The organism is Micromonospora sp. Llam0 (assembly GCF_003751085.1).
In the GTDB taxonomy this organism is placed as follows: Bacteria; Actinomycetota; Actinomycetes; order Mycobacteriales; family Micromonosporaceae; genus Micromonospora_E.
The window spans coordinates 4,429,604-4,453,876 of record NZ_RJJY01000001.1 but is presented as its reverse complement, the minus strand read 5'-3'; the positions used below and the strand labels follow the sequence as shown (position 1 = coordinate 4,453,876).

Genomic DNA, 24,273 nt, shown 5'->3' with positions numbered 1-24,273 from the left:
CGCCAGCTAGGCCCGGGGCCGGTTCAGCTGGGTGCGGCGACGCTGCGCCGGTGCACCAGGGTGGGCTCGATGGTGTGCCGCTCGTCGCTGCGCGCGCCCGACTCGATCTGTCGCAGCAGCAGCGCCAGACTCGCCTTGGCCACCGCGTCGAAGTCCGGCCGGACGGTGGTCAGTGGCGGGGTGAAGTAGGCGGCTTCCGGCACGTCGTCGAAGCCGACGATGCTGACCTCGTCCGGCACCCGCCGACCCCGCTCGCTCAGTGCCCGCAGGATGCCCAGCGCGAGGTGGTCGTTGGCGGCGAAGATGGCGGTGACGTCGCGCATCCGGGCCAGCATCTGTCCGGCCCGGTAGCCGGACGCCGCGCTCCAGTCGGCCGGCACCAGCGGCGGGACCTCGGCACCGGCGTCCCGCAGGGTCTGCTCCCAGCCGTGGATCCGCCCGGCGCTGTCGAACCAGTCGCCCGGACCGGAGACGTGCCAGACGGTCGGGTGACCCGCGTCCAGCAGGCACCGGGTGGCGGCCCGGGCCCCGGCCGCCTGATCGACGGTGACCAGCGCGGTGTTGCGCTGCGGGTCACCGTCGATGGTGACCAGCGGCACCCCGGCCGGCACCTGCTCCACGGCCTCGCCGGCGGAGACCACCGGAGCGATCACCACCAGGCCGGCGACCCGCTGGTCGAGGTGGCGGTCGACGACGCCGGCGATGGACTGCCGGTCCAGGCTGCGGACGCTGCCCACGTTGACCGCGAACCCGGCGGCCCCGGCGGCCTGCTCGAACGCGGCGAGCAGGGACGCCGGGCCGTAGAGCGTCGAGTTCTGTGCCACCACTCCGATCACCTGTGACTTGCCGGTGACCAGGGCGCGGGCGGCGCGGTTCGGCCGGTAGCCCAGCTCGGCGATGGCGGCCCGGACCCGCAGCCGGGTCTGTTCGCGCACGTTGGGGTGACCGTTGAGCACCCGGGACACCGTCTGGTGGCTCACCCCGGCCAGCCTGGCCACATCCGTCATCGCCGGTTCCCGGACGCTTCTGCTGCTCACCGCTGCCCACCTCAAGTCCGGCCGGGACGTGCCGGCACTGCCGATGATCTTCAGACCCGGCGTGCTGCCGGGCCGCGGAGCTGGACCGGCCGGGTGGGCCGGGCTGTCTTCCGGTGCCCGTGCCAGCTCCGTCAACAGCGAGGTTAGCGGTCACCTGCCGCGACCCGCCATCGGCCGGCGGTGAGCCGAGGGGAGAACCTGGTTCCATCGATCCGGCAGCGGTTGCCCACTACGGGCACCGGACCGGATATCCTTGTCTGCGACCGTTGTCGATGTTATCGCTCATCTGATCGGCCAGCACCACTCGGCGCTGCCGAGGGAAAGTTGTCGCAACAGAGCGGTAACGGCCGCGATCCACCCCCTTGACGTGCTTGATGAGAACGGTAACACTCCTGAAACGCGGCGGTTGAGCCCCAGCCGTCGATGGCATCCCGACCAGTCTGGCCACCTGGGGAGGGTGTCGGCAGGTCGGAAGCTCGGCGCACGCCGGGTGTTTGACCAGGCCACAAAGTTAACGCTAACAATCGGTCCACCGCATCCGTGGACCGTTTCGACCGCCGGTCGTCCGGCCAACCGGCGGACGACATCAGCCTCAGCGGGAGGTAGGCAGTGTTCAGACGTTTTTCCGCCGTCATGATCGCGGCGATGATGGTGGCGACCACCGCCGCCTGTGGTGACTCGGGCGCGGAGGGGGGTGGCGGGGGCGACGACCAGATCGTCCTCGGCTTCTCCCAGGTCGGTGCCGAGAGTGGCTGGCGTACCGCGAACACCAAGTCGGTCCAGGAGTCCGCGGCCGAGGCCGGGATCGAGCTGAAGTTCGCCGACGCCCAGCAGAAGCAGGAGAACCAGATCAAGGCGATCCGCAACTTCATCGCCCAGCGGGTCGACGTGATCGCCTTCTCCCCGGTCGTGGAGTCCGGGTGGGACACGGTGCTCAAGGAGGCCCAGGACGCCGAGATCCCGGTGATCCTGACCGACCGGGCAGTGGACTCGCAGGACGAGACGCTCTACGAGACCTTCATCGGCTCCGACTTCGTCCTCGAGGGTCGGCTCTCCGGGGAGTGGCTGGTCGAGGAGTTCGCCGACGAGTCGGGACCGGTGCGGATCGTCGAGCTGCAGGGCACCACCGGCTCGGCCCCGGCCAACGACCGCAAGCAGGGCTTCGGTGAGGCGATCGCGGCCGACCCGAAGTTCGAGATCATCGCGTCGCAGACCGGTGAGTTCACCCGGGCCAAGGGCAAGGAGGTCATGGAGGCCTTCCTCCAGGCCCACGACGACATCGACGTGCTCTTCGCGCACAACGACGACATGGGTCTCGGTGCGATCGAGGCGATCGAGGCCGCCGGTCTGGTGCCCGGCCAGGACATCACGATCATCACGATCGACGCGGTCCGCGACGGCATGCAGGCGCTCGCCGACGGCAAGATCAACTTCATCGCGGAGTGCAGCCCGCTGCTCGGGCCACAGCTGATGGAGCTGGTCGAGCAGGTGCACGCCGGCGAGTCGGTGCCCAAGCGGGTGGTCACCGAGGAGACCACCTTCACCCAGGAGCAGGCCAAGGAAGCACTGCCCACCCGGGAGTACTGAGCCGGGGCCGTCGGCCCGCCCGGCCACCGCGCCGGGCGGGCCGACGGGGGCAGGCGCCGGCCGCAGCGACAGCAGTGAGAGGTACGGATGACCGACGCGGCGCCGATCCTGGAGATGACCGGGATCGGCAAGACCTTCCCCGGCGTCGTCGCGCTCGACGACGTCGCTTTCCGGATGTTCCCCGGCGAGGTGCACGCCCTGATGGGCGAGAACGGTGCCGGCAAGTCCACCCTGATCAAGGTTCTCACCGGGGTCTACGGGATCGACCGCGGCGAGATCCGGCTCGCTGGCCGGCAGGTCCGGTTCGCCGGTCCGCTGCAGGCCCAGCAGGCCGGCGTCAGCACCGTCTACCAGGAGGTGAACCTCTGCCCCAACCTGTCGGTGGCGGAGAACATCTTCATCGGGCGGGAGCCCCGTCGGTTCGGCGCGATCAGATGGGCCACGATGCGACGGCGCTCGGCCGAGCTGCTGCACCGGCTGCACCTCGACATCGACGTGACGGCGCCGCTGTCCAGCCACTCGCTCGCCGTACAGCAGATGGTCGCCATCGCCCGCGCGGTGGACATCTCGGCCAAGGTGCTCATCCTCGACGAGCCGACCTCCAGCCTGGACGCCTCCGAGGTGGAACAGCTGTTCGCGGTGATCCGCCAGCTCAAGGAGTCCGGCGTGGCGATCCTGTTCGTCTCGCACTTTCTCGACCAGGTCTACGAGATCGCCGACCGGATGACCGTGCTGCGCAACGGCCGGTTGATCGGTGAGTGGCCGGTCGCGCAGCTGAGCCAGCTGGAGCTGGTGGCCAAGATGATCGGCAAGGACCTCAGCGTGCTGGAACAGCTCGACGGTGAGTCCAAGCCGGACCTGGCCACCCTGGAAGGCGGCCAGCCGGTGCTGGAGGCGACCGGACTCGGCCGGTCCGGGGCGATCGCCCCGTTCGACCTGACCATCCACGCCGGCGAGGTGGTCGGCTTCGCCGGGCTGCTCGGATCGGGACGTACCGAGGCGGCCCGGCTGCTGTTCGGCGCCGACCGCGCCGAGCGGGGCAGGGTGAGCATCGCCGGCCGGCCGACCGCGCTGCGCGGCCCACGCGCCGGGATGGCCAACGGCATCGCGTTCTGCTCGGAGAACCGCCGGGCCGAGGGCGTCGTCGAGGACCTGACCGTACGGGAGAATCTGGTCCTCGCCATGCAGGCCGCCCGGGGGTGGGCCCGACCGATCCCGCGTCGCCGCCAGGACGAGCTGGTCGCCAAGTACATCGCCGCGCTGCAGATCCGCCCGGCCGACCCGGAGCTGCCGATCCGCAACCTGTCCGGCGGCAACCAGCAGAAGGTGCTGCTGGCCCGCTGGCTGATCACCGAGCCCAAGCTGCTCATCGTCGACGAACCGACCCGGGGGATCGACGTCGGTGCCAAGGCGGAGATCCAGCGCCTGGTGGTCGAGCTGGCCGGCGGCGGCATGGCGGTGCTGTTCATCAGCGCCGAGCTGGAGGAGGTCCTCCGGCTCAGCCACAAGATCGCGGTACTGCGGGACCGGCAGATGATCGACCAGCTCGCCAACGGTGCGGGCGTCGACGTGGACCGGATCATGCGGACCATCGCCGGGGAGGCGGCAGCATGAGCGACACGCACCGACGACTGACCGGCCTGGTCCGGCAGCGGCTGTTCTGGCCGGTGCTGATCCTGGTGGTGCTGCTGGTCAGCAACCTGTTCTTCACCCCGAGCTTCTTCTCCATCACGGTTCGCGACGGGCACCTGTACGGGTCGTTGATCGACATCCTGCGGGCCAGCACCCCGCTGGTCCTGGTCGCCGTCGGGATGACCGTGGTCATCGCCACCGGCGGCATCGACCTGTCCGTCGGCTCGGTGATGGCCATCTCCGGTGCGCTCGCCTGCCTGCACATCAGCGGTCTGGCCGACCAGAACAGCGTCGGCGGCGTGCTGTTCGCCGTCGCCCTGGCGCTCGGGCTGTCGGTGCTGCTCGGCCTCTGGAACGGCACCCTGGTCGCCGCGATCGGCATCCAGCCGATCATCGCCACACTGATCCTGATGGTGGCCGGCCGAGGGCTGGCCCAGCTGATCACCGACGGGCAGATCATCAACGTCAACTCGGCACCGTACAAGGTGATCGGAGCCGGCTACGCGCTCACCCTGCCGGTGTCGGTGCTCATCGTCGTCGCGGTGGTCGCCGCCGCGGCGCTGCTGATCCGGCGCAGCGCGCTCGGCATGCTGGTCGAGTCGGTCGGCGGCAACCCGACCGCCAGCCGACTGGCCGGCATCCGCGCCCGGCAACTCGTCATCCTGGCGTACGTCTTCGCCGGACTCTGCGCCGGCATCGCCGGGCTTATCTTCAGCTCCAACGTCTCCAGCGCCGACGGCAACAACGCCGGCAACCTGATCGAGCTCGACGCGATCCTCGCCGTCGTCATCGGCGGTACCGCGCTCACCGGCGGCCGGTTCTCCCTCGCCGGCAGCGTCATCGGCGCGGTGATCATCAAAGCGCTGGACATCACCATCTACACCATCGGCATCCCCAGCCAGGCGAACCTGCTGTTCAAGGCGGTGGTGGTCATCGTGCTGTGCCTGGCCCAGTCGTCGGCGTTCCGCGCCCGACTGGCCGGGATCACCCGCCGGGGCGGCCCCGCCCGTCCACCCGGCTCCCCGCCCGGTTCGCCGCCCGGGAAGCGACCGGACGGCGCCGGTGGCGGGCTGCCCCAGCAGGCCGGCCCGACGGTGTCGGCAGAGGCGGAGGTACGGGCATGATCGACGTCAGCGACCCCCGGCAGGCGACGGCCACCGCGCCGACGCCGACCGCCCGTCCTCGGCGGTACCTGCCGCAGCAACGGCATCTGCCGGTGCTCGCCACGCTCACCCTGCTCGCCACCATGTACGGCCTCGGCGCGCTCAACTACACCGGGTTCGCCCAGCCGCAGATCCTGCTGAACGTCTTCGTCGACAACGCCTTCCTGCTGGTCGTCGCGGTCGGGATGACCTTCGTGATCCTCACCGGCGGCATCGACCTGTCGGTCGGCGCGGTGGTCGCCCTGACCACCGTCTGCGCAGCCGTACTGCTGCGTGAGGGCTGGCCGGCCGGTGTGGTGCTGCCGCTGGTCCTGCTGATCGGCACCACGATCGGCCTGCTGATGGGTCTGATCATCCACTTCTTCGACATCCAGCCGTTCATCGTGACCCTGGCCGGGATGTTCTTCGCCCGTGGGCTCTGCCACCTGATCACCAGCGACTCGATCCCGATCACCGACGCGTTCTGGACCGCGGCGGCGCAACACCGGATCCGCTTCGGCGACGGCTACTTCATCTCGATCAGCGTGGTCATCGCGCTCGTCGTCGTACTGATCGCCGCCTTCGTGCTGGCGTACACGCCCTTCGGCCGCAACGTGTACGCCATCGGCGGCAACCCCCAGTCGGCGTTGCTGATGGGGCTGCCGGCCGGGCGGACCCGGATCGCCGTCTACACCATCAGCGGGTTCTGTGCGGCCCTCGGCGGCGTGCTGCTCAGCTTCTACATGCTCTCCGGCTACAGCCTGCACGCCCAGGGAATGGAACTCGACGCGATCGCTGCGGTGGTGATCGGCGGCACGCTGCTGACCGGCGGATCGGGGTACCTGCTCGGCACCGTCCTCGGCGTCGGGGTGCTCGGTCTCATCCAGACGATCATCGCCTTCCAGGCGGATCTGAGTTCCTGGTGGACGAAGATCGTCATCGGGGTGCTGCTGTTCGCCTTCATCATCCTGCAACGCCTGGTCACCCGGCGGCGCGGATGACTCACCATAGTGGCCAGGCCAGAATCCACCACAGGGAGAACGGGTGAACACCGACCAGTACACCATCGGCATCGACTTCGGCACCCTGTCCGGGCGGGCGGTCGTGGTCCGGGTCGCCGACGGCGCCGAAGCCGGCTCGGCGGTGCACGAGTACCGCAACGCCGTCATCGACCGGGCCCTGCCCACCAGCGGCAAACCGCTGCCGCCGGACTGGGCCCTGCAGGACCCGGAGGACTACCGGGACGTGCTCCGCCGCGCCGTGCCGGCGGCGCTCGCCGACGCCGGCGTGGACCCGGCACAGGTGATCGGCATCGCCACCGACTTCACCGCGTGCACCGTGCTGCCGACCCTGGCCGACGGCACCCCGCTGTGCCAGCTGCCCGAGCTGGCCGAGCGCCCGCACGCCTGGCCGAAGCTGTGGAAGCACCACTCGGCGCAGCCACAGGCAGACCGGATCAACGCCCTCGCCCACCAGCGCGGCGAGCCGTGGATCGGCCGGTACGGCGGCAAGATCTCCGCCGAGTGGCAGTTCGCCAAGGCGTTGCAGGTGCTGGAGGAGGACCCGGAGGTCTACACCCGTACCGAGCGGTGGATCGAGGCCGCCGACTGGATCGTCTGGCAGCTGTGCGGCGCCGAGACCCGTAACGCCTGCACCGCCGGCTACAAGGGCATCCACCAGGACGGGCGGTACCCGGACCCGGCGTACCTGGCCGCGCTGCACCCCGACTTCGCCGACTTCGCGGCCACCCGGCTGGAACACCCGATCCTGCCGCTGGGCGCCCGGGCCGGCGGGCTGACCGCCGAGGCCGCCGGCTGGACCGGGCTGCCGGTCGGCATCGCGGTGGCCGTCGGCAACGTCGACGCGCACGTCACCCCGCCGGCGGCCGGCGCGGTCGCGCCGGGGCAGCTGCTCGCCGTGATGGGCACCTCAACCTGCCACGTGATGAACGGCACCGACCTGGTCGAGGTCCCGGGCATCTGCGGCGTCGTCGACGGCGGCATCACCGCCGGGGCGTACGGCTACGAGGCCGGTCAGTCCGGCGTCGGTGACATCTTCGCCTGGCTGGTCGACAACGGCGTACCGCCGGCGGTGCACGACGAGGCCGCGCGCCTCGGACTCAGCGTGCACGACCTGCTCACCCGGCAGGCCGCCGAGCAGCCGGTCGGCGGGCACGGGCTGGTCGCGCTGGACTGGCACAGCGGCAACCGGTCGGTCCTGGTCGACCATCATTTGTCCGGGCTGATCGTCGGGCTGACCCTGGCCACCCGGCCGGACGAGATCTACCGTGCGCTGATCGAGGCGACCGCGTTCGGCACCCGGACCATCGTGGAGACGTTCGAACGGGCCGGGCTGCCGGTGACCGAGTTCGTCGTCGCCGGCGGGTTGAAACGAAACAAGCTGATCATGCAGATCTACGCCGACGTGCTGCGCCGGCCGGTCAGCGTGGCCAGTTCCGACCAGGCACCGGCGCTCGGTTCGGCGATCCACGCGGCGGTCGCCGCCGGGGCGTATCCGGACGTGGTCACCGCAGCCGGGGCGATGGGCGCGGTGGAGACCGCCGTCTACCGCCCCGACCCCGACTCAGCCGCCGGCTACGACCGGCTGTACGCCGAGTACCAGCTGCTGCACGACCACTTCGGCACCGGTGCCGACAAGGCGATGCACCGGCTGCGGGACATCCGCAACGCCGCGCTCGCCCGTTCCGACCGGGAGGTTTCCGCCTGATGAGCACCACCGCCCGCGCAACGACCGCCGGCCCCGCAACGACCGCCGGCCCCGCAACGACCGCCGGCCCCGCAACGACCGCCGGCCCCGCAACGACCGCCGGCCCCGCCACCGAGGGGGCCGCCACCGACGTGGCCGCCGAGGTCACCCGGCTGCGTGCCGAGGTGTGCCGGTTGCATGAGCACCTGACCCGCTGGGGGCTGGTCACCTGGACCAGCGGCAACGTCTCGGCCCGGGTGCCCGGCGCCGATCTGCTGGTGATCAAGCCGTCCGGGGTCAGCTACGACGAACTCACCCCGGCACACATGGTCGTCACCGACCTCGACGGCGCGTTGGTCGAGGGCGACTACGCGCCGTCGAGCGACACCGAGGCGCACGCGTACGTATACCGGCACATGCCGTCCGTCGGCGGGGTGGTGCACACGCACAGCCCGTACGCCACCGCCTGGTCGGCACGCGGCGAACCGATCCCGTGCGCGGTGACCGCCATGGCCGACGAGTTCGGCGGCGAGATCCCGGTCGGGCCGTTCGCGTTGATCGGCTCCGATGCGATCGGCCGGGGCATCGTCGCGACGCTCACCGGACACCGGTCACCGGCGGTGCTGATGCGCCAGCACGGCCCGTTCACCATCGGCGCGACCGCGAAGGCGGCGGTGAAGGCGGCGGTGATGTGCGAGGACGTGGCCCGCACCATCCACCTGGCCCGCCAGCTCGGTCCGGTCGAGCCGCTGCCGCAGGCGGCGGTCGACGCGCTGTACGAGCGTTACCAGAACGTGTACGGCCAGCGATGAACCGCAGCCGGCAAAGATTGTCCAGATGGGACCGAGAAGTGTGGCACAGGGGGGATCCGTGGTGATGGAGGCATCGATGCGGTCGGCGCAGGTGTGGTTCCTGACCGGCAGCCAGGGGCTGTACGGTCCGGAGACGTTGCAGCAGGTGGCTGAGCAGTCCCAGGAGATCGCCCGGCGGTTGGACGACGCCGACGGGCTGCCGGTCAAGATCGTCTGGCAGCCGGTGCTGACCAGCCCGGAGGAGATCCTGCGGGTCTGCCTCGCCGCCAATGCCGAACCCGGCGTGGTCGGGGTGGTCGCCTGGATGCACACGTTCTCCCCGGCGAAGATGTGGATCTCCGGCCTGGACGCGCTGCGCAAGCCGCTGCTGCACCTGCACACCCAGGCGAACGTGACGCTGCCGTGGGCCGAGATCGACATGGACTTCATGAACCTGAACCAGGCCGCGCACGGCGACCGCGAGTTCGGCTACGTGCAGACCCGGCTCGGGGTGGCCCGCAAGACTGTCGCCGGCCACGTCAGCGACCCCCGGGTGGTCGGCCGGATAGCCGGTTGGGCGCGGGCCGCGATCGGCCACACCGAGCTGCGGTCACTGAAGCTGGCCCGGTTCGGTGACAACATGCGCAACGTCGCGGTCACCGAAGGTGACAAGGTGGAGGCGCAGGTCCGGTTCGGCGTCTCGGTCAACACGTACGGGGTGAACGAGCTGGTCGAGGCGGTCGACGCGGTGCCGGACCCCGACGTCAAGCTCCTCGTCGACGAGTACGAGCAGCGGTACCGGGTGGACCCGGCGCTGCGGGCCGGCGGCGACCGGCACGACTCGCTGCGCTACGCCGCCCGCATCGAGCTGGGCCTGCGCGGCTTCCTCACCGAGGGTGGCTTCCGGGCCTTCACCACCAACTTCGAGGACCTCGGCGGGCTGCGGCAGTTGCCCGGCCTGGCGGTGCAGCGGCTGATGGCCGACGGCTACGGATTCGGTGGTGAGGGCGACTGGAAGACCGCCGTACTGGTGCGCACCCTCAAGGCCATGTCCGTCGGCACCCCCGGTGGTACGTCGTTCATGGAGGACTACACCTACGACCTGACCCTTGGGCAGGAGCGGATCCTCGGGGCGCACATGCTGGAGGTCTGCCCGAGCATCGCCGCCGACACCCCGTCGTGCGAGATCCATCCGCTGAGCATCGGCGGCCGGGAGGACCCCGTACGGCTGGTCTTTGACGCCGCACCCGGCCGGGCCGTCGTGCTCGGCATGGTCGACCTGGGCGAACGGTTCCGCCTGGTGGCCAACGAGATAGAGGTCGTGCCGCCGGCACAGCCGCTGCCGAAGTTGCCGGTGGCCCGGGCGGTGTGGCGCCCCGAGCCGGACCTGCCGACGTCGGCCGAGGCGTGGTTGACCGCCGGCGGCCCGCACCACACCGTCCTCTCCCAGTCCGTCGGGGTGGACGAGTTGCACGATCTGGCCGAGATGACCGGCACCGAACTGGCGGTCATCGACGCCGACACGACGGTCCGGCGGTTCGCCGCCGAGCTGCGCTGGAGCCAGGCGTACCACCGGCTGGCCCGCGGCTTCTGACGCCGCCGGTCCCGCTGCCCGGGTGCTGGCGCCCCGGGCAGCGGGACCGGCAGGTCGACGGTCCGCTGAGCGATCGCTGCGAGCGTGATCGAGCAACCGGTGCGGCTACGCCGCAACCATGCCTGGACCGGCATGGGCGCCATCGATCTCTTCAGCCGGAACTTCCCCTTTTTTCGGAAAACTGTTTACTTGCGTGACCTCATCGGGCAACACGACGTTCGTTGATCTTCGATCAGATGATCTTGCTCAGCCCGTCGGACCTCCGTGGAGTCGGCATGGAAACAGAAGCGCTGGCAGATCCCGACCTCGGCGACCATCGTCGCCGACACGTTCGTGGGACCCTCTTCGCCGGCAGCACCGCAGACGTCCAGGACGCGGTACGCACGGCGGACCGTCACGGGACAGCCCTCTACCCGGTCAGCACCGGACGGAACTGGGGTATGGGCTCCCGGACTCCGGTGACCGACGGTTGCACCGTGCTCGATCTTCGCCACATGACCAGAATCCGGACGCTCGACCTGGACAGGGGCTACGCCGTCATCGAACCAGGCGTGTCACAGCGGGAGTTGGCGCAGCGTCTCGAAGGTACCCCCTGGATGCTGAACGTGACTGCCGGGTGCGCCGACGCCAGCTTCGTGGGGAACACGCTGGAACGCGGTGACGGCACGATCCGTGCCCGCTCGCAGGACCTGCTCGGTCTCGAGGTGGTCCTCGGCACCGGTGAGTTGATGACCACGGGCGGCCTGGACCGGCACGGTCGGCTGCCCGGCTCCGTGGCCGGACCGGACCTGACCCGGGCCTTCGTCCAGTCCAATCTCGGCGTGGTCACCGCAATGGGTGTCGGTCTGATACCCCGCCCCGAGGCCATCACGCTGATAAACGCGACGTTCACCCGCCCCGCGCTCGGCTCGGCCATCGATGCGTTGACCCGCATCGGCCGTGCCGCGTTTGCGGGCACCGGGCTCTTTCGGCTGAAGGAGTTGTTCATCGTACCCGAAAGCGGCTCGCCAGCCCTTCCGGAGACTGCCGATCCCGAAGTCCTGACGATTCAAGGGCCGCTGCTCGGCTCCCGGGCCGGCGTCAAGGCCGCCGAAGAAGGAGTACGCGACATCGTCGCCGGTGCCGACGGGTTGGTGTCTTACCGGGCGCTGGACACGGCGACCACCCCCGCTGACGATCCGCTCTACGCGCGGACGTTGTTCGCTCGGGGAATTCCGGACTGCCGATCACTGCGGCAAGGGCTCCGAGTCAACTCGTGTGACCAGGCCGACCGGGCCGCCGTGGGATGGATGATGTTCCTTCCGGTCGTGCCACTCGATCATGACATCCTGATCAGATCGATCGACATTTTCTCGACCGAGGCGGAACGGCACGGCACGGCCGGCATGCTGGAGTTCAATGTGACGTCTCCCCACTCCACCAACATGGTCGTGCAGATTCCATTCATGCGGGATCCCGATTCGACGCATCGGGCCCATTCCTTGCGTGCTGCGGCACGCAAGGCGTTCCTGGCCGCAGGGTTTCCGCCCTACCGCTCCAACATCGATCAGGCGCCGGATGAGATCGCCGATCGTGCGTTCGGGTATCTGGACGGTCCGCTCGACGGCCTGAAGCGGCTATTCGATCCGGCGGGGGTCATCGCACCGGGACGCTACATCAATGGCGCAGACGGCAGGAGGGGCTCCAAGTGAGAGATGCTTCAGTGGGCAGCGCCGGCTCGAGCGGGGACATAGTGGACGTCGACTGCCTGGTCGTCGGAGCGGGGGTCGGAGGTGCGCTGCTGGGCCTGCTTCTGGGACGTCGAGGACAGCGCGTGGTGGTCGTCGAGGCCAGTCCGAGCCTGCGGACGGGAGGCGCGGACTTCCTCAAGCCACGAGGGCTGCGCCTCATCCGCGACCACGGACTGATGGCCGACCTGCGGAGCCGGGGGTCCCTCGAACGGAGTGTCATCGACTTCTACCACGACGGCACGCCGATCCTTTTGTACGATTTCACCGAGCACACCGAGACCGGGCATTTTGTCATCGTTCCATATGTTGAGACGGTCGGCGCGATTCTGTCGGGCTGCAAGGATCTGCCAAACGTGGATGTTCGGTTCGGCAGTCGGGTCGTCGACATCGTCGCGACGGACGAGGCGGTGACCGAGGCCATGCTTGACGACGGAACGAAGCTGCGCGCCCGTACATTTGTCGACTCGACCGGTCGCTCTCCGTTGCACGCCTTCGTCGACCCTCGGGTGAAGGCCCTCGCGCCCTATCCCCACGTGCTGCGGATGGCGACCACGAAGCTTACCTCCAGCGTCGCCGAACGTAACCGGCTCTACTTCTCGTCGGATGGCTGGTTCGCGTACTTCTATCCGCTGACGTACGACAGTGCCCGCCTTTTTGTCGGCGTGCCGCGCGAGCTGGATGCGTCGGTTTTTGAGTCACGCGATATCGATCTCACTTCGCACCTGGAATCCTTCGTGTCCGACAGCCGTGATGTGTTTCCGCTCATTGATGCCGGCGCGTTTCTGCGGGCTCCTATCTCCGCGTTCACGTGCGAGCAGTATCACCGAGGGAACGTGATCTTGATGGGTGGCGGGGCGTTCGCCTGCCATCCGATGACCGGGCAGGGAATGAGCTACACCATGGAGGACGCGACGATTCTGGCCGGGATCCTTGCCGAAAACGATTCCGGCAACCTGTCACGCGCACTGGGCGAGCGATACGAGACGCGTCGCTCACTCCACGCGGAGCTGGTCTCATACGGCGACCGCCTGGCTCGCTCCTACCACGACCGGGAGGCGTACCAGCGGGTGCACCATGCGGGCCGACACGGAGGGGAACTGTGATCCGGTGGCCGGCCGTCTCCACCCTGGTGCTGCTGAGCGCCACGTTCGTGCAGTTCCTCGATGTCTCGATCGTGCACGTGGCCGCCCCGGCCATCCGGGAGGACCTACGGGCCTCGGCGGGTGCCGTGGAGTTGGTGGCCGCCGGCTACACGCTGGCGTTCGCCTGCGTCCTGATCGCCGCCGGGCGGCTCGGTGACCGATACGGCTATCGCCGTCTGTACGGACTCGGGATGGCGGTGTTCACCCTCTCGTCGTTGTGGTGCGTCCTCGCACCGGACATCACCTGGCTCATCGGCGCCCGCGTGACGCAGGGACTGGGCGCGGGGCTGATGGTGCCGCAGGTCCTGTCGATCATCCAGATCGCCGTCGGACCGGAGCGGCGCGCCCGCGTCTTCGGCGCCTACGGTGCCACGATCGGACTGGCCACGGTCTGCGGTCCGGTGCTGGGTGGGCTGCTCATCCGCCTGCACGTCCCGGGTCTCGACTGGCGGCTGGTCTTCGCGATCAACCTACCCATCGGCGTCGTAGCGCTATGCGGCCTGCGGCTGCTGCCCGCGGCGCGACGCGGCACCGTCGAGGCACTGGACCCGGTGGGCATGGTGCTGTCGGTGGTCGGGCTGGTGCTGCTGGTCTACCCGCTCGCCATGGGACGCGAGCACGGCTGGCCGGCCGCAACCGTACTCATGCTCCTCGCCGCACCCGCCGTCCTCGCTGTCCTCATCTTCCATCAGCGGGCCCGAGAACGTACCGGCCGCACCCCGCTGCTGCGGCTCTCGCTGTTGCGCGATCCTCCGTTCCGCCTCGGTCTGCTCGTCGTCACCGCCTTCTTCGCCGGAGTCCCGCCGTTCTTCTTCCTGCTGTCGGCCTATCTGCAGATCGGGTTCGGACACTCGGCCCTGGTCGCCGGGCTCAGCCAGCTTCCGTTCGCGGTGGCGACCGGGGTCGGTGCGCACTGGTCCAGCGGCGTCGCGGACCGGTTGGGGCGTCGGACGCTCGCCACGGTGACCGGCATGCTCGCCCTGTCGATGCTGACGCTGGCGGCGATCGTCGCCACCCGCGCAGACGCGATGCGACCGTGGGAACTCGGCGCGCCCATGGTCGTAGGCGGGTTCTGTTTCGGCGTGTTCACCGCCGCTGCCTTCAACCGACTGCTAACGGGCATCGCCCCGGCGGCGGTCGGATCCGCGTCGGGCCTGCTCGCCACGGTCCAGCAGGCGGCCGGCTCCGTCGGGCTCACCCTGGGCGGGCTGGTCTTCTACGCCGGTGTCCCGTCATCGTTGCCGGCCGGCGCCGACATGACCCGCACCGTCTACACCGCCGGCTTCTCCCGAACGTTGGTCTACGAGTTCGTCGTGTTCTCGCTCGCCTGTGTGGGTAGCGTGCTGGTGGGCCGGTGGGAGTCTCGACTCAGCGGCGGGCGCGAACGCCGCGACCGGCCCACCAGACGACGACGCCGACAGCTACCACGGCCAGCCCGGTGAGCACCGCCGTGCCGGGCACGGTGGCGGCCAGCAGCAGACAGCCGCCGATCCCGACGACCGGCACGGCCTTCGGCAGCGCGCCCTCGTCGCGGCGCAAGGTCAGCGCGGCGGCATTGGCCACCGCGTAGTAGATCAGTACGCCGAACGACGAGAAGCCGATCGCCTCACGCAGATCGGCGACGCCGACCAGGGCCACCACCGCGACCCCGACCGCGATCTCCGCCCGGTGCGGCACCTGCCGACGCGGGTGTACGGCGTCCAGCCCGGCCGGCAGATGCCGGCCCCGGGACATCGCGAACACGGTCCGGGACACCCCGAGGATCAACGCCAGCAGCGCGCCGAGCGCCGCCGTGGCCGCGCCGATGCGTACCACCGGGGTCAACCAGCCGGCACCGGCCTGGGACACGGCGGCGGCCAGCGGCGCCGGCGTGTCGGCCAGCCCGGCCGGGCCCAGGGCCCGCAGCACGGCGATCGCGACCAGCGCGTACACCGCCAGGGTGAGGCCCAGCGCGATCGGGATCGCCCGCGGGATGGTGCGCCGCGGGTCGCGGACCTCCTCGCCGAGGGTGGCGATCCGGGCGTAGCCGGCGAAGGCGAAGAAGAGCAGCCCGGCGCCCTGCAGCACGCTCCAACCATCGACCGGTCCGCCGCCCGCCGCGCCGACGACCGGCCCGGAGCCGCCGACCAGCCCGGCCACGACCACCGCCGCCAGCACCACCAGCACGAAACCGACGATGATCCGGGTGGCCAGCGCCGACCGGTGCACGCCGAACAGGTTCAGCGCGGTGAGCGCGACCACCGCCGCGACCGCGACCGGCCGGGCGTACTCCGGTGCCAGGTAGCTGCCGACGGTGAGCGCCATCGCCGCGCACGAGGCGGTCTTGCCGACCACGAAGCCCCAGCCGGCGAGGTGGCCCCAGAAGTCGCCGAGCCGTTGCCGGCCGTACACGTAGGTGCCGCCGGACTCCGGGTAGCGGGCGGCCAGCCGCGCCGACGACATCGCGTTGCAGTAGGCCACCACGGCGGCGACACCGAGGGCGGCGAGCAGCCACCCGCCGGCGGCGGCCGCCGCCGGGGCGAACGCCGCGAACACCCCGGCGCCGATCATCGCGCCGAGACCGACGACCACCGCGTCGCCGGTGCCGAGCCGGCGGGCCAGGCTACCGGGCGTCGGGTCCGTCGAGCTCACCGTACGGCAGACGGACGCTGGTCGACCGGGCCCGCACCGCCGCCGGTGGCATCGGCCCGGTCACCGGCGCTGTCTGCGGCCCGGTCACCGCCACCGGCGGCCGGCCGCCGCCGGTTGTGTGCCTCGCGCCGGGCCAGCCAGCCGAAGCCGACCAGGGTCATCGCCGCGAAGATCCACCACTGGGCCACGTAGCCGCCGTTCTGCCAGCTGTTCTCGTGCCGGATCGGTACGGCGACGAAGACCGGGGCGGCCGGCGGGTCCTGCTCCTGCAGCAGCACGTAGCCGCCGTAGATCGGATAGGGCAACTCGGCGGCGAGCACCGGGGTGGCTATCCGCCGGGTCTGCAGCGTGCCGTCCTGGCGGGTCACCGAGCCGGACATCGGCTCCGGTTGGCGCAGCAGCCCGGTCACGGTCACCTCGTCGGCCGGTACCGGCGGCACCGGCGGCGCGACGGCGAGCCCGCTGTCGTCCGGCGGGATCCAGCCCCGGTCGACCAGCACCGCGGAGCCGTCCGCCAGCACCAGCGGGGTGAGCACCTCGTAGCCGACCCGGCTGTTCACCGTACGGCTGCGGACCAGCACGTGGTTGTCGCTGTCGTAGCGCCCGACGGCGGTCACCCTGGTCCAGGTGGCCGACTCCGGCGGCGCGTCGCCGGCCTGGCGGGGTGCCGGACCGGGGCGGCCGGCGGCCCGGGTCAGCTCGACCGGGGTCTGCTGCCCGGCGGCGTCGATCCGGTCGTTGACCGCGCTGCGCTGGTGGTAGCGGTCGAGCTGCCAGTTTCCCAGCTGAACCATCACCGCTGCGGCGGCCAGGGCCACCACGAGGTAGCCCAGCCACCGGGGCGTCAGCAGGAACCGGTACACATGGCGGAGACTACCGGGTATCGTCTTGCGGCTGTTCCACCGATGCCGCCGGTGGCGGTCCGGCCGACCCCACCGGGCGTCCGTCGGGCCCGGGACCGCCCGCCACCCGTACGTACAGAGGAGTCGCAGATGCCGTCCCTGCCCCGCCTGGTGGTGAGCGCCCCCGCGTCCGGCCACGGCAAGTCGTCGGTGGCGATCGGCCTGCTGGCCGCGCTGCGGCACCGAGGGCTGAGCACCGCCGGGCTGAAGGTCGGGCCGGACCACACCGACGCCGCGTACCTGGGTGCCGCCGCCGGGCGTCCGGGCCGCAACCTGGACCCGATGCTGGTCGGCTCCGGGCGGATCGGTCCGCTGTTGGCGCACGGCGCGGCCGGAGCCGACATCGCCGTGGTCGCCGGGGCGATGGGGCTGTTCGACGGTCTCGGCAGCCGACCGGACAGCCCGTCCACGGCCACCGTCGCCACCGCCGTGCGCGCGCCGGTGCTGCTGGTGGTGGACGCGGCGACGATGGGCCAGTCGGTGGGCGCGCTGGTACACGGCTTCCGAGCGTACGACGAACTGCTCTGGCTCGGCGGGGTGATCCTCAACCGGGTCAGCTCGGCGCGGCACGAACAGGTGCTCCGTACCGCGTTGGACGAGATCGGCGTGCCGGTGCTCGGCGCGCTGCACCGGGGCGAACTGCCGGCGGGGATTCCGCGTCCGGCCGGGGTGGTGCCGGTCGCCCACCACAGCATCGACACGGTACGGCTGATCCGCCGGCTCGGCGAGGCGGTGGACGCCGCCGTCGACCTGGACCTGGTGTTGGCGATGGCCCGGTCGGCGCCGCCGCTGCCGGTGCCGGAGTGGACCGCCGGCGACGCGTTGGCCGCCGAGGCCGAGGCGGCCGGGGTGCCGTCGGCGCCGCCGCCGGCCCGGCGTCCGGTGATCGCGGTCGCCGGCACCGCGGAGCTGATCTACGGCTACGCGGAGACGGTCGAGCTACTCACCGCCGCCGGTGCCGCGGTGGTGCCGGTCGATCCGCTGCGGGACGAGTCGTTGCCGGAGGCGACGGCGGCGCTGGTGCTGCCCGGCGGGCTGCCGGAGACCTACCTGCCGGAGTTGTCGGCGAACCGGGCGTTGACCCTCGCGGTGGCCGACCTGGCCCGGTCCGGTCGGCCGGTGCTGGCCGAGGGGACCGGGCTGCTCTGGCTGGTCCGGGAGTGTGACGGGCGGCCGATGGGTGAGGTGTTCGACGCGGCGGCGTCGACCACCGACCGGATGATCGTCGGCTACCGGGAGGCGACGTCGCGGGCGGCCACCCCCGTCGCGCCGCTCGGCGGTCGACTGATCGGCTACAAGCAGCACCAGATGGTGGTTTCCCCGCGTGCCGGCCACACCCCCGCGTGGACCTGGGGAAACGGGGTACCGGAGGGCTTCGTCTGGCGTCGGGTGCACGCCTCCCAGTTGACGCTGCACTGGGCGGGGGCACCGGAGATCGCCCGGCGGCTGGTGGTCGCCGCCGCCGATGGCCGCCCCGGTGCGGGCTCCCCGGCCGGCCCGCCGCCCGGGGAGCCCGCACCGCATCCGCCGGTGCCACCGCATCCGCCTGCACCGCACCCGGCAGCGCCGCATGCGTCCGCGCCGCACCCGCCCGGGCCGCGGCCGGCGTCGGTCGGCGACGACGAGGACACCGAGCCGGTGCTGGTCGCCTCAGCCGACGATCTCGGCTGACGGCGGGGTGAACTGGCGTACCGGCTTGTCCTTGAGAGCGTTCTTCAACGTGCCGGCGGCCGAGTCCACCGGCTTCTGCGACTGCCAGTCGCCGACCGCGTTGAACGGGTTGTCCGGGTCGGCGATGAAGCTGGCCACGGCGAGTTCCGGGGTGTAGCCGGTGAACCAGGCGGACCGGGTGCTGTCGGTGGTACCGGTCTTGCCGGCAACCGGTCGCCCGACCGCCTTGGCGACACCTTCGGCGGTGGCCCAGCCGCCGCAGCCGCCGGTGGCCGGGCGGTCACCGACCGGGCAGCGGGCGGCGTCGGTGGCGGCCCGGGCCACGTCCGGCGAGAAGGCCGCCCGGCAGCGCGGGGTGGCCACCTCGACGTCCACCCCGGTCAACGCCCGGTAGGTGACCGGGCCGCCGTCCGGGTTCTCCACCGCCAGCACCGGCGAGTCCTCGCAGTGGCTGCCGTCGGCGGCGATGGTGGCGTACGCGTTCGCCATCTCCAGCGGGGTCACGTCGGAGACGCCGAGGGTGAACGCACCCCATTTGCTGGCGTGCTCCGGTGAGGCGTTGCGCCGGTCGACGTCGGTGCGCCAACGCAGCCCGAGCCGCTCGGCCATCTGCACCGCCTTCTCCGCGCCGACCTGCTGCAACAGCCAGACGAAGTAGGTGTTGACCGACTTGCCGAAGCCGGACCACATGTAGTGGAAGCCGGCCATCGATCCGTCGGCGTTGCTGGGGCACCAGCGTCCGCCGCAGCTGCTGGTGCCCTCCCCGCCGTCGTAGATGGAGTTGATCCGGTGCGGTGCGTTGAACCCGGAGCGCAACGGCATCCCGGCGTCCAGCGCGGCCAGCATGGTGAACATCTTGAAGGTCGAGCCGGCCTGGTATCCGGGCAGGTCGCCGCCGCCGAGCAGCGGGGTCACCGTGTTCGGGTAGTTGCCTTTGACCTTCTCCCGCAGGTTGGGGTTGGAGTGCTGGCCGTTGTCGGTCTGGTCGAGTGAGTAGACCCGGTTGACCGCCATCGCCTTGACGTGTCCGGTGCCGGGTTCGACCGCCACCAGGCCGTGCGCGAACGGGCTGCCGATCGACTCCCGGGAGGTGACCTGTTCCTGAGCGACCTTCTGGGTGCCCGGGTCGAGGCTGGTGACGATCCGGTACCCGCCGGTGCGCAGGTTGGCCAGCCGCTCCGACGGGCTGTCGCCGAACGCCTTCTGGCTCATCCACCAGGACTTGAGGTAGTCGCAGAAGAAGCCCCAGTCGTTGTGCTCCTGCGGCACCGACACGCACTCGTTCGGCGGGGTGCTCAGGTTGAGCCGGATCGGTTCGGCCTTGGCCTGCCCGGCCGCGACCGGGGAGAGGTAGCCCAGGTCGGCCATTCGGTCGATGACGTAGTTGCGCCGCTCGGTGGCCGCGGCCTGGTCCGACGTCGCCGGGTCGTACTCCGACGGCGCCTTGACCAGTCCGGCGATCAGCGCGGCCTCGCTGGCGGTCAGCGCCTTCGGATGCTTGGAGAAGAAGATCTCTGCGGCGGCGTAGATGCCGTACGCCCGGTGGCCGAAGTAGGCGGCGTTGAGGTACCGCTCCAGGATCTCCGGTTTGGACATCTGCTTTTCGAGCTCCATGGCGATCCGGATCTCCCGGATCTTGCGGCCGGGGGTCTGTGCCGTGGCCGCCTGCAACTCCAGCGGGTTCTGCGCGGTCTGCTGCAGGGCGAGCCGGACGTACTGCATGGTCAGTGTGGAGCCGCCCTGGGACACCCCGCCGGCCTGCTGGTTGGCGACGAACGCCCGGGCGACGCCCTTCGGGTCGACGCCGGAGTGCTGGTAGAACCGGTTGTCCTCGGAGGCGACGATGGCCTGCTGGATGAACGGCGACATCTCGGTCAGTGGCACGTACTTGCGGTGTTCCTCGTAGAACATCGTCACCAGGGTCTTGCCGTCGGCGGCGTAGACGTACGACGTCTGGGCCGGCTGGGCGTCGCGTAGCTCGCTGGGGATCTGGTCGATCGCCTTGGTGCTGGCGATGATGCCGAGGCCGGCGACGGCGGCCATCGGGTACGCGGCGGCGGCGACCACGACACCGGCGATCAGACCGGCCCGGAGCAGTTGGACGAGGCGGCCACGGCGAGCGGGGTGGCGGGTGCGTTTTCTCACGGCCCAACGCTAAGCCGGACAGCCACAAAAAGTGACCAAAAGGATTAAAACCACAAGACGAATCGTGTCACAAGCGTCACCCTTCGTCGATTTCATCTCGCCCGCCCGGCATGATCGCCCCCATGCAGGAGTACGATCTCGGGCACCACGGCGACGTCGAGGCCACCCCCGGCCTGATCGACCTGGCGGTCAACGTCCGCGTCGGCGAACCGCCGCGCTGGCTGACCGAACCGGTCCGGGCCAGCCTGCGCGATCTCGCCCGCTATCCCGACCAGCGGGCCGCTGTCACGGCCGTCGCCGCCCGGCACCGGCGGCCCGCCAGCGAGGTGCTGCTCACCGCCGGCGCCGCCCAGGGCTTCGTACTGATCGCCCAGGCGCTGCGCGACGCCCGCCGTCCGGTGGTGGTGCACCCGCAGTTCACCGAGCCGGAGGCCGCCCTGCGCAACGCCGGGCACCGGGTCGACCGGGTGCTGCTGTCCGCCGACACCGGGTTCACCCTCGACCCCGGCCTCGTCCCGGCCGACGCGGACCTGGTGCTCATCGGCAACCCGACCAACCCGACGTCGGTGCTGCACCCCGCCGAGACGGTCGCCTCGCTCACCCGACCCGGCCGGGTCGTCGTCGTCGACGAGGCGTTCGCCGACACCACCTGCGCCGCCGGCGTACCGGGCGAACCGCAGTCGCTGGCCGACCGGCGCGACCTGCCCGGACTCGTCGTGGTGCGCAGCCTGACCAAGACCTGGCGACTGGCCGGGTTGCGGATCGGCTACCTGCTCGGCCCGGAGCCGCTGCTGCGCCGGCTCGCCACCGCGGCGCCGCTGTGGCCGGTCGCCACTCCGGCGCTGGTCGCCGCCGAGGTGTGCGCCAGCCGCCGTGCGGTTGGCGCCGAACGCCGGTTCGCCGCCGCGCTCGCCGCCGAGCGCGCCCACCTGGTCCGACGGCTCACCGAACTGCCCGGGGTCACCGTGGCCGGCACCCCGGCCAGCGCGTTCGTCCTGATCCACGTCGCGGGTGCGCAGCGGGTGCGGCACCGGTTGCGTGCGCAGGGTTACGCGGTACGCCGCGGTGACACCTTCCCCGGGCTGGGTGTCGACTGGCTGCGGATCGCGGTACGGGACACTGCCACCACCGACGCCTTCGTCTCCGTGTTGTCGACCACCCTGGAGGACTGATGCCCGACGGCCCTGACGGACCTGTGCCCGACGGCCGTGGAGGACCTGTGCACGACGGCCCGACCGGCTCGCTGATCGAGGCGACCCTGGCGCTGATCCGACCCCCGGACGACGACGCGATGACCCAGGCCCGGGCACTGCATGCCCGGCTGACCAAACCGGCCGGCTCACTCGGCGCGCTGGAGGAGCTCTCGGTTCGGCTCGCCGGCCTCGCCGCTGCCTGCCCGCCACCGCTGCCCGAGCCCGGCGCGGTGGCCGTCTTCGCCGCCGACCACGGGGTGCACCGGCAGCGGGTCACCCCCTGGCCGCAGGAGGTCACCGCGCAGATGGTGGCGAACTTCCTGGCCGGCGGCGCGGTGGTGAACGCCTTCGCCCGGCAGATGGGGGCCAGCGTCACCGTGGTCGACGTGGGCGTGGCCGCGCCGCTGGAGCCCGCCGACGGGCTCGTGTCGGCCCGGGTACGCCCCGGCACCGCCGACCTGTCCAGCGGCCCGGCGATGACCGTCGGCGAGGCCCGTACCGCCATCGAGGTGGGTATCCGGGTCGCCGGCGACCTGCACGACGCTGGTGCCGCCAGCCTGCTCACCGGTGACATGGGGATCGCCAACACCACCGCGGCGGCGGCCCTGATCGCCGGCTTCACCGGTGCGGCGGCGGCCGACGTCACCGGTCGGGGCACCGGGGTCGACGAGCAGACGTACCAGCGGAAAACGTCGGTGGTGGACGCGGCGCTGCGCCGGCACCGGCCGGACCCGGCCGACCCGGTCGGTGTGCTGGCCGCGCTCGGCGGGCTGGAACACGCCGCGCTCTGCGGCTTCCTGCTCGGCGCCGCCGCCCGGCGGATCCCGGTGATCCTGGACGGGGTCAGCGCGGTGGCCGCCGCCCTGGCCGCGGCGGCCCTGGCCCCACACGCCACCGCCGCGATGGTCGCCGGGCACCGTTCGGTGGAGCCGGGGGCTACCGTTGGGCTGCGCCAGCTCGGCCTGCACCCGCTGGTCGACCTGGAGCTGCGCCTGGGAGAGGGCACCGGCGCCCTGCTCGCCTGGCCGATGGTGGTCAGTGCGGTCCGGGTCCTGCACGAGGTGGCCACCTTCGACGCGGCGGGAGTTTCCGAGAAGTGAACCTTTACCCACTGGGGCTGCGGCTGGACGGCCGGCGGGTGCTGGTGGTCGGCGGCGGCGCGGTCGCCACCCGGCGGGTGCCGGCGTTGCTGGATGCCGGAGCCGACGTGCTCGTCGTGTCACCCGAGCTGACCCCGGCGTTGCACGGGCTGGTCACCGCCGGGCGGCTGGGCTGGCGGCAGCGGCGGTTCCAGCCCGGCGACCTCGACGGGGCCTGGCTGGTCCAGGTCGCCGTCGACGACCCGGCGGCGGCGGCCGAGGTCAGCGCCGCCGCCGAGCCCCGGCGGGTGTTCTGCGTACGGGCCGACGACCGGACCGAGGCGACCGCCTGGACCCCGGCGGTGACCCGGCACGGCCCGGTGACCGTGGCGGTGCTCGGCGGCGGGGACCCGCAGCGGGCGGTCCGGGTCCGGGACGCGATCGACCAGCGGCTGGCCGACGGCACCATCCCGGTCGCCGGCACCGTCGGGACGGCGCCGGCCACCGCCGGCCCCGGCCCGACCGGCCGGGTGGTCCTGGTCGGTGCCGGCCCCGGCGACCCGGAACTGATCACCGTTAAGGGCCGCCGCATGCTCGCCGAAGCCGACGTGGTGGTCGCCGACCGGCTGGTGCCCGGGCTGCTGCTTGACGAACTGCCCGCCCGGGTCGAGCTGGTCGACGCCGCGAAGATCCCGTACGGGCCGGCTGCCGCCCAGGAGGAGATCAACCGCATCCTGGTGGACCGGGCCCGGGCCGGGTCCGTCGTGGTCCGCCTCAAGGGCGGTGACCCGTACGTCTTCGGTCGGGGCGGCGAGGAGTTGCTGGCCTGCGTCGAGGCGGGCGTACCGGTGTCGGTGGTGCCCGGCGTGAGCAGTTCGGTCGCGGCACCGGCCGCCGCCGGTATCCCGGTCACCCACCGGGGGGTGGCCCACGAGTTCACCGTGGTCTCCGGCCACCTGCCGCCGGGGCATCAACTGTCGCTCGTGGACTGGCCGGCGCTCGCCCGGCTGCGCGGCACCCTGGTGGTGCTGATGGGGCTGAAGAACCTGCCGGCGATCGCCGAGACGCTGCTCGCCAACGGCCGTGGCGCGGACACCCCGGCGGCGGTGGTGCAGGAGGCGACCACCGGTGCCCAGCGGGCGCTGACGTCGACCCTGGGCGCGGTGGCCGGCGAGGCCGCCGCCGCCGGGCTGCGGCCGCCGGCCGTGGTGGTGGTCGGCGACGTGGTCGGCACACTGGACCGGACCGACTGAGCGGTCCGGCGCGCCGGGGGAGCGGCGTGCCGGACCAG

At 71.5% G+C, this 24,273-nt stretch carries 18 protein-coding genes and 1 pseudogene; 15 read left to right on the top strand and 4 right to left on the bottom strand.

Annotated features, from left to right (window positions below):
- Positions 1 to 23: 23 nt before the first annotated feature.
- On the bottom strand, positions 24 to 1,007 hold the full coding sequence (locus tag EDC02_RS19465) for a LacI family DNA-binding transcriptional regulator (RefSeq protein ID WP_123604956.1): 984 nt from the start codon (positions 1,005 to 1,007) through the stop codon (positions 24 to 26).
- 663 nt (positions 1,008 to 1,670) lie between these two features.
- On the opposite strand from EDC02_RS19465, the gene EDC02_RS19460 reads away from it, so the two are divergent.
- From EDC02_RS19460 to EDC02_RS19415, 11 genes are all read left to right on the top strand, one after another.
- Positions 1,671 to 2,624 carry an ABC transporter substrate-binding protein gene (locus EDC02_RS19460; protein ID WP_123603198.1) on the top strand — a complete coding sequence of 318 codons (954 nt, stop codon included), beginning with the start codon at positions 1,671 to 1,673 and terminating at the stop codon, positions 2,622 to 2,624.
- Between the two features lie 87 nt (positions 2,625 to 2,711).
- On the top strand, positions 2,712 to 4,238 hold the full coding sequence (locus EDC02_RS19455) for a sugar ABC transporter ATP-binding protein (protein ID WP_123603197.1): 1,527 nt from the start codon (positions 2,712 to 2,714) through the stop codon (positions 4,236 to 4,238).
- Positions 4,235 to 5,380, top strand: coding sequence for an ABC transporter permease (locus EDC02_RS19450; RefSeq protein WP_123603196.1), 1,146 nt, complete (start codon positions 4,235 to 4,237; stop codon positions 5,378 to 5,380). Before EDC02_RS19455 ends, EDC02_RS19450 begins: the two co-directional genes overlap by 4 nt.
- Positions 5,377 to 6,399: a galactofuranose ABC transporter, permease protein YjfF gene (gene yjfF / locus EDC02_RS19445; protein WP_123603195.1), complete on the top strand. Its 1,023-nt coding sequence runs from the start codon at positions 5,377 to 5,379 to the stop codon at positions 6,397 to 6,399. Before EDC02_RS19450 ends, yjfF begins: the two co-directional genes overlap by 4 nt.
- 43 nt (positions 6,400 to 6,442) lie before the next feature.
- On the top strand, positions 6,443 to 8,125 hold the full coding sequence (gene araB, locus EDC02_RS19440; RefSeq protein ID WP_123603194.1) for a ribulokinase: 1,683 nt from the start codon (positions 6,443 to 6,445) through the stop codon (positions 8,123 to 8,125).
- Positions 8,125 to 8,916, top strand: a complete 792-nt coding sequence (locus tag EDC02_RS19435) for an L-ribulose-5-phosphate 4-epimerase (protein WP_123603193.1) — start codon at positions 8,125 to 8,127, stop codon at positions 8,914 to 8,916. Before araB ends, EDC02_RS19435 begins: the two co-directional genes overlap by 1 nt.
- 76 nt (positions 8,917 to 8,992) lie before the next feature.
- Entirely contained in the window at positions 8,993 to 10,489 is a 1,497-nt protein-coding gene (gene araA / locus EDC02_RS19430) for an L-arabinose isomerase (RefSeq protein WP_199757692.1), read from the top strand.
- A gap of 84 nt (positions 10,490 to 10,573) precedes the next feature.
- On the top strand, positions 10,574 to 10,714 hold the full coding sequence (locus tag EDC02_RS40310) for a hypothetical protein (RefSeq protein WP_158632235.1): 141 nt from the start codon (positions 10,574 to 10,576) through the stop codon (positions 10,712 to 10,714).
- 50 nt (positions 10,715 to 10,764) lie between these two features.
- Positions 10,765 to 12,180: an FAD-binding oxidoreductase gene (locus EDC02_RS19425; protein ID WP_158632234.1), complete on the top strand. Its 1,416-nt coding sequence runs from the start codon at positions 10,765 to 10,767 to the stop codon at positions 12,178 to 12,180.
- Positions 12,177 to 13,322, top strand: a complete 1,146-nt coding sequence (locus tag EDC02_RS19420) for an FAD-dependent monooxygenase (protein ID WP_370461470.1) — start codon at positions 12,177 to 12,179, stop codon at positions 13,320 to 13,322. The genes EDC02_RS19425 and EDC02_RS19420 overlap by 4 nt, the downstream gene beginning before the upstream one ends.
- Entirely contained in the window at positions 13,319 to 14,803 is a 1,485-nt protein-coding gene (locus EDC02_RS19415) for an MFS transporter (RefSeq protein WP_158632232.1), read from the top strand. The genes EDC02_RS19420 and EDC02_RS19415 overlap by 4 nt, the downstream gene beginning before the upstream one ends.
- Here EDC02_RS19415 and EDC02_RS19410 read toward each other — a convergent pair.
- Positions 14,730 to 15,992, bottom strand: coding sequence for an APC family permease (locus EDC02_RS19410; protein WP_123603189.1), 1,263 nt, complete (start codon positions 15,990 to 15,992; stop codon positions 14,730 to 14,732). The genes EDC02_RS19415 and EDC02_RS19410 overlap by 74 nt on opposite strands.
- On the bottom strand, positions 15,989 to 16,855 hold the full coding sequence (locus EDC02_RS19405; protein ID WP_123603188.1) for an SURF1 family protein: 867 nt from the start codon (positions 16,853 to 16,855) through the stop codon (positions 15,989 to 15,991). Before EDC02_RS19405 ends, EDC02_RS19410 begins: the two co-directional genes overlap by 4 nt.
- Before the next feature lie 129 nt (positions 16,856 to 16,984).
- Between EDC02_RS19405 and EDC02_RS19400 the strand changes: the two genes are divergently transcribed.
- Complete coding sequence (locus tag EDC02_RS19400; RefSeq protein WP_123604954.1) at positions 16,985 to 18,565, top strand: cobyrinate a,c-diamide synthase; 1,581 nt, start codon at positions 16,985 to 16,987, stop codon at positions 18,563 to 18,565.
- Here EDC02_RS19400 and EDC02_RS19395 read toward each other — a convergent pair.
- Entirely contained in the window at positions 18,545 to 20,608 is a 2,064-nt protein-coding gene (locus EDC02_RS19395; RefSeq protein ID WP_123604953.1) for a transglycosylase domain-containing protein, read from the bottom strand. The genes EDC02_RS19400 and EDC02_RS19395 overlap by 21 nt on opposite strands.
- A gap of 182 nt (positions 20,609 to 20,790) precedes the next feature.
- Here EDC02_RS19395 and cobC point away from each other — a divergent pair.
- The 3 genes and pseudogenes from cobC to cobA form a co-directional block, all read left to right on the top strand.
- A pseudogene (gene cobC / locus EDC02_RS19390) lies at positions 20,791 to 21,882 on the top strand (Rv2231c family pyridoxal phosphate-dependent protein CobC); the annotation flags it as partial.
- Between the two features lie 71 nt (positions 21,883 to 21,953).
- Positions 21,954 to 23,003, top strand: coding sequence for a nicotinate-nucleotide--dimethylbenzimidazole phosphoribosyltransferase (gene cobT, locus EDC02_RS19385; RefSeq protein ID WP_123604952.1), 1,050 nt, complete (start codon positions 21,954 to 21,956; stop codon positions 23,001 to 23,003).
- The gene (cobA, locus tag EDC02_RS19380; protein WP_123603186.1) at positions 23,000 to 24,235 is read left to right on the top strand and encodes a uroporphyrinogen-III C-methyltransferase; all 1,236 of its coding nucleotides are present in this window, start codon (positions 23,000 to 23,002) and stop codon (positions 24,233 to 24,235) included. The genes cobT and cobA overlap by 4 nt, the downstream gene beginning before the upstream one ends.
- The last annotated feature ends 38 nt before the right edge of the window (positions 24,236 to 24,273 follow it).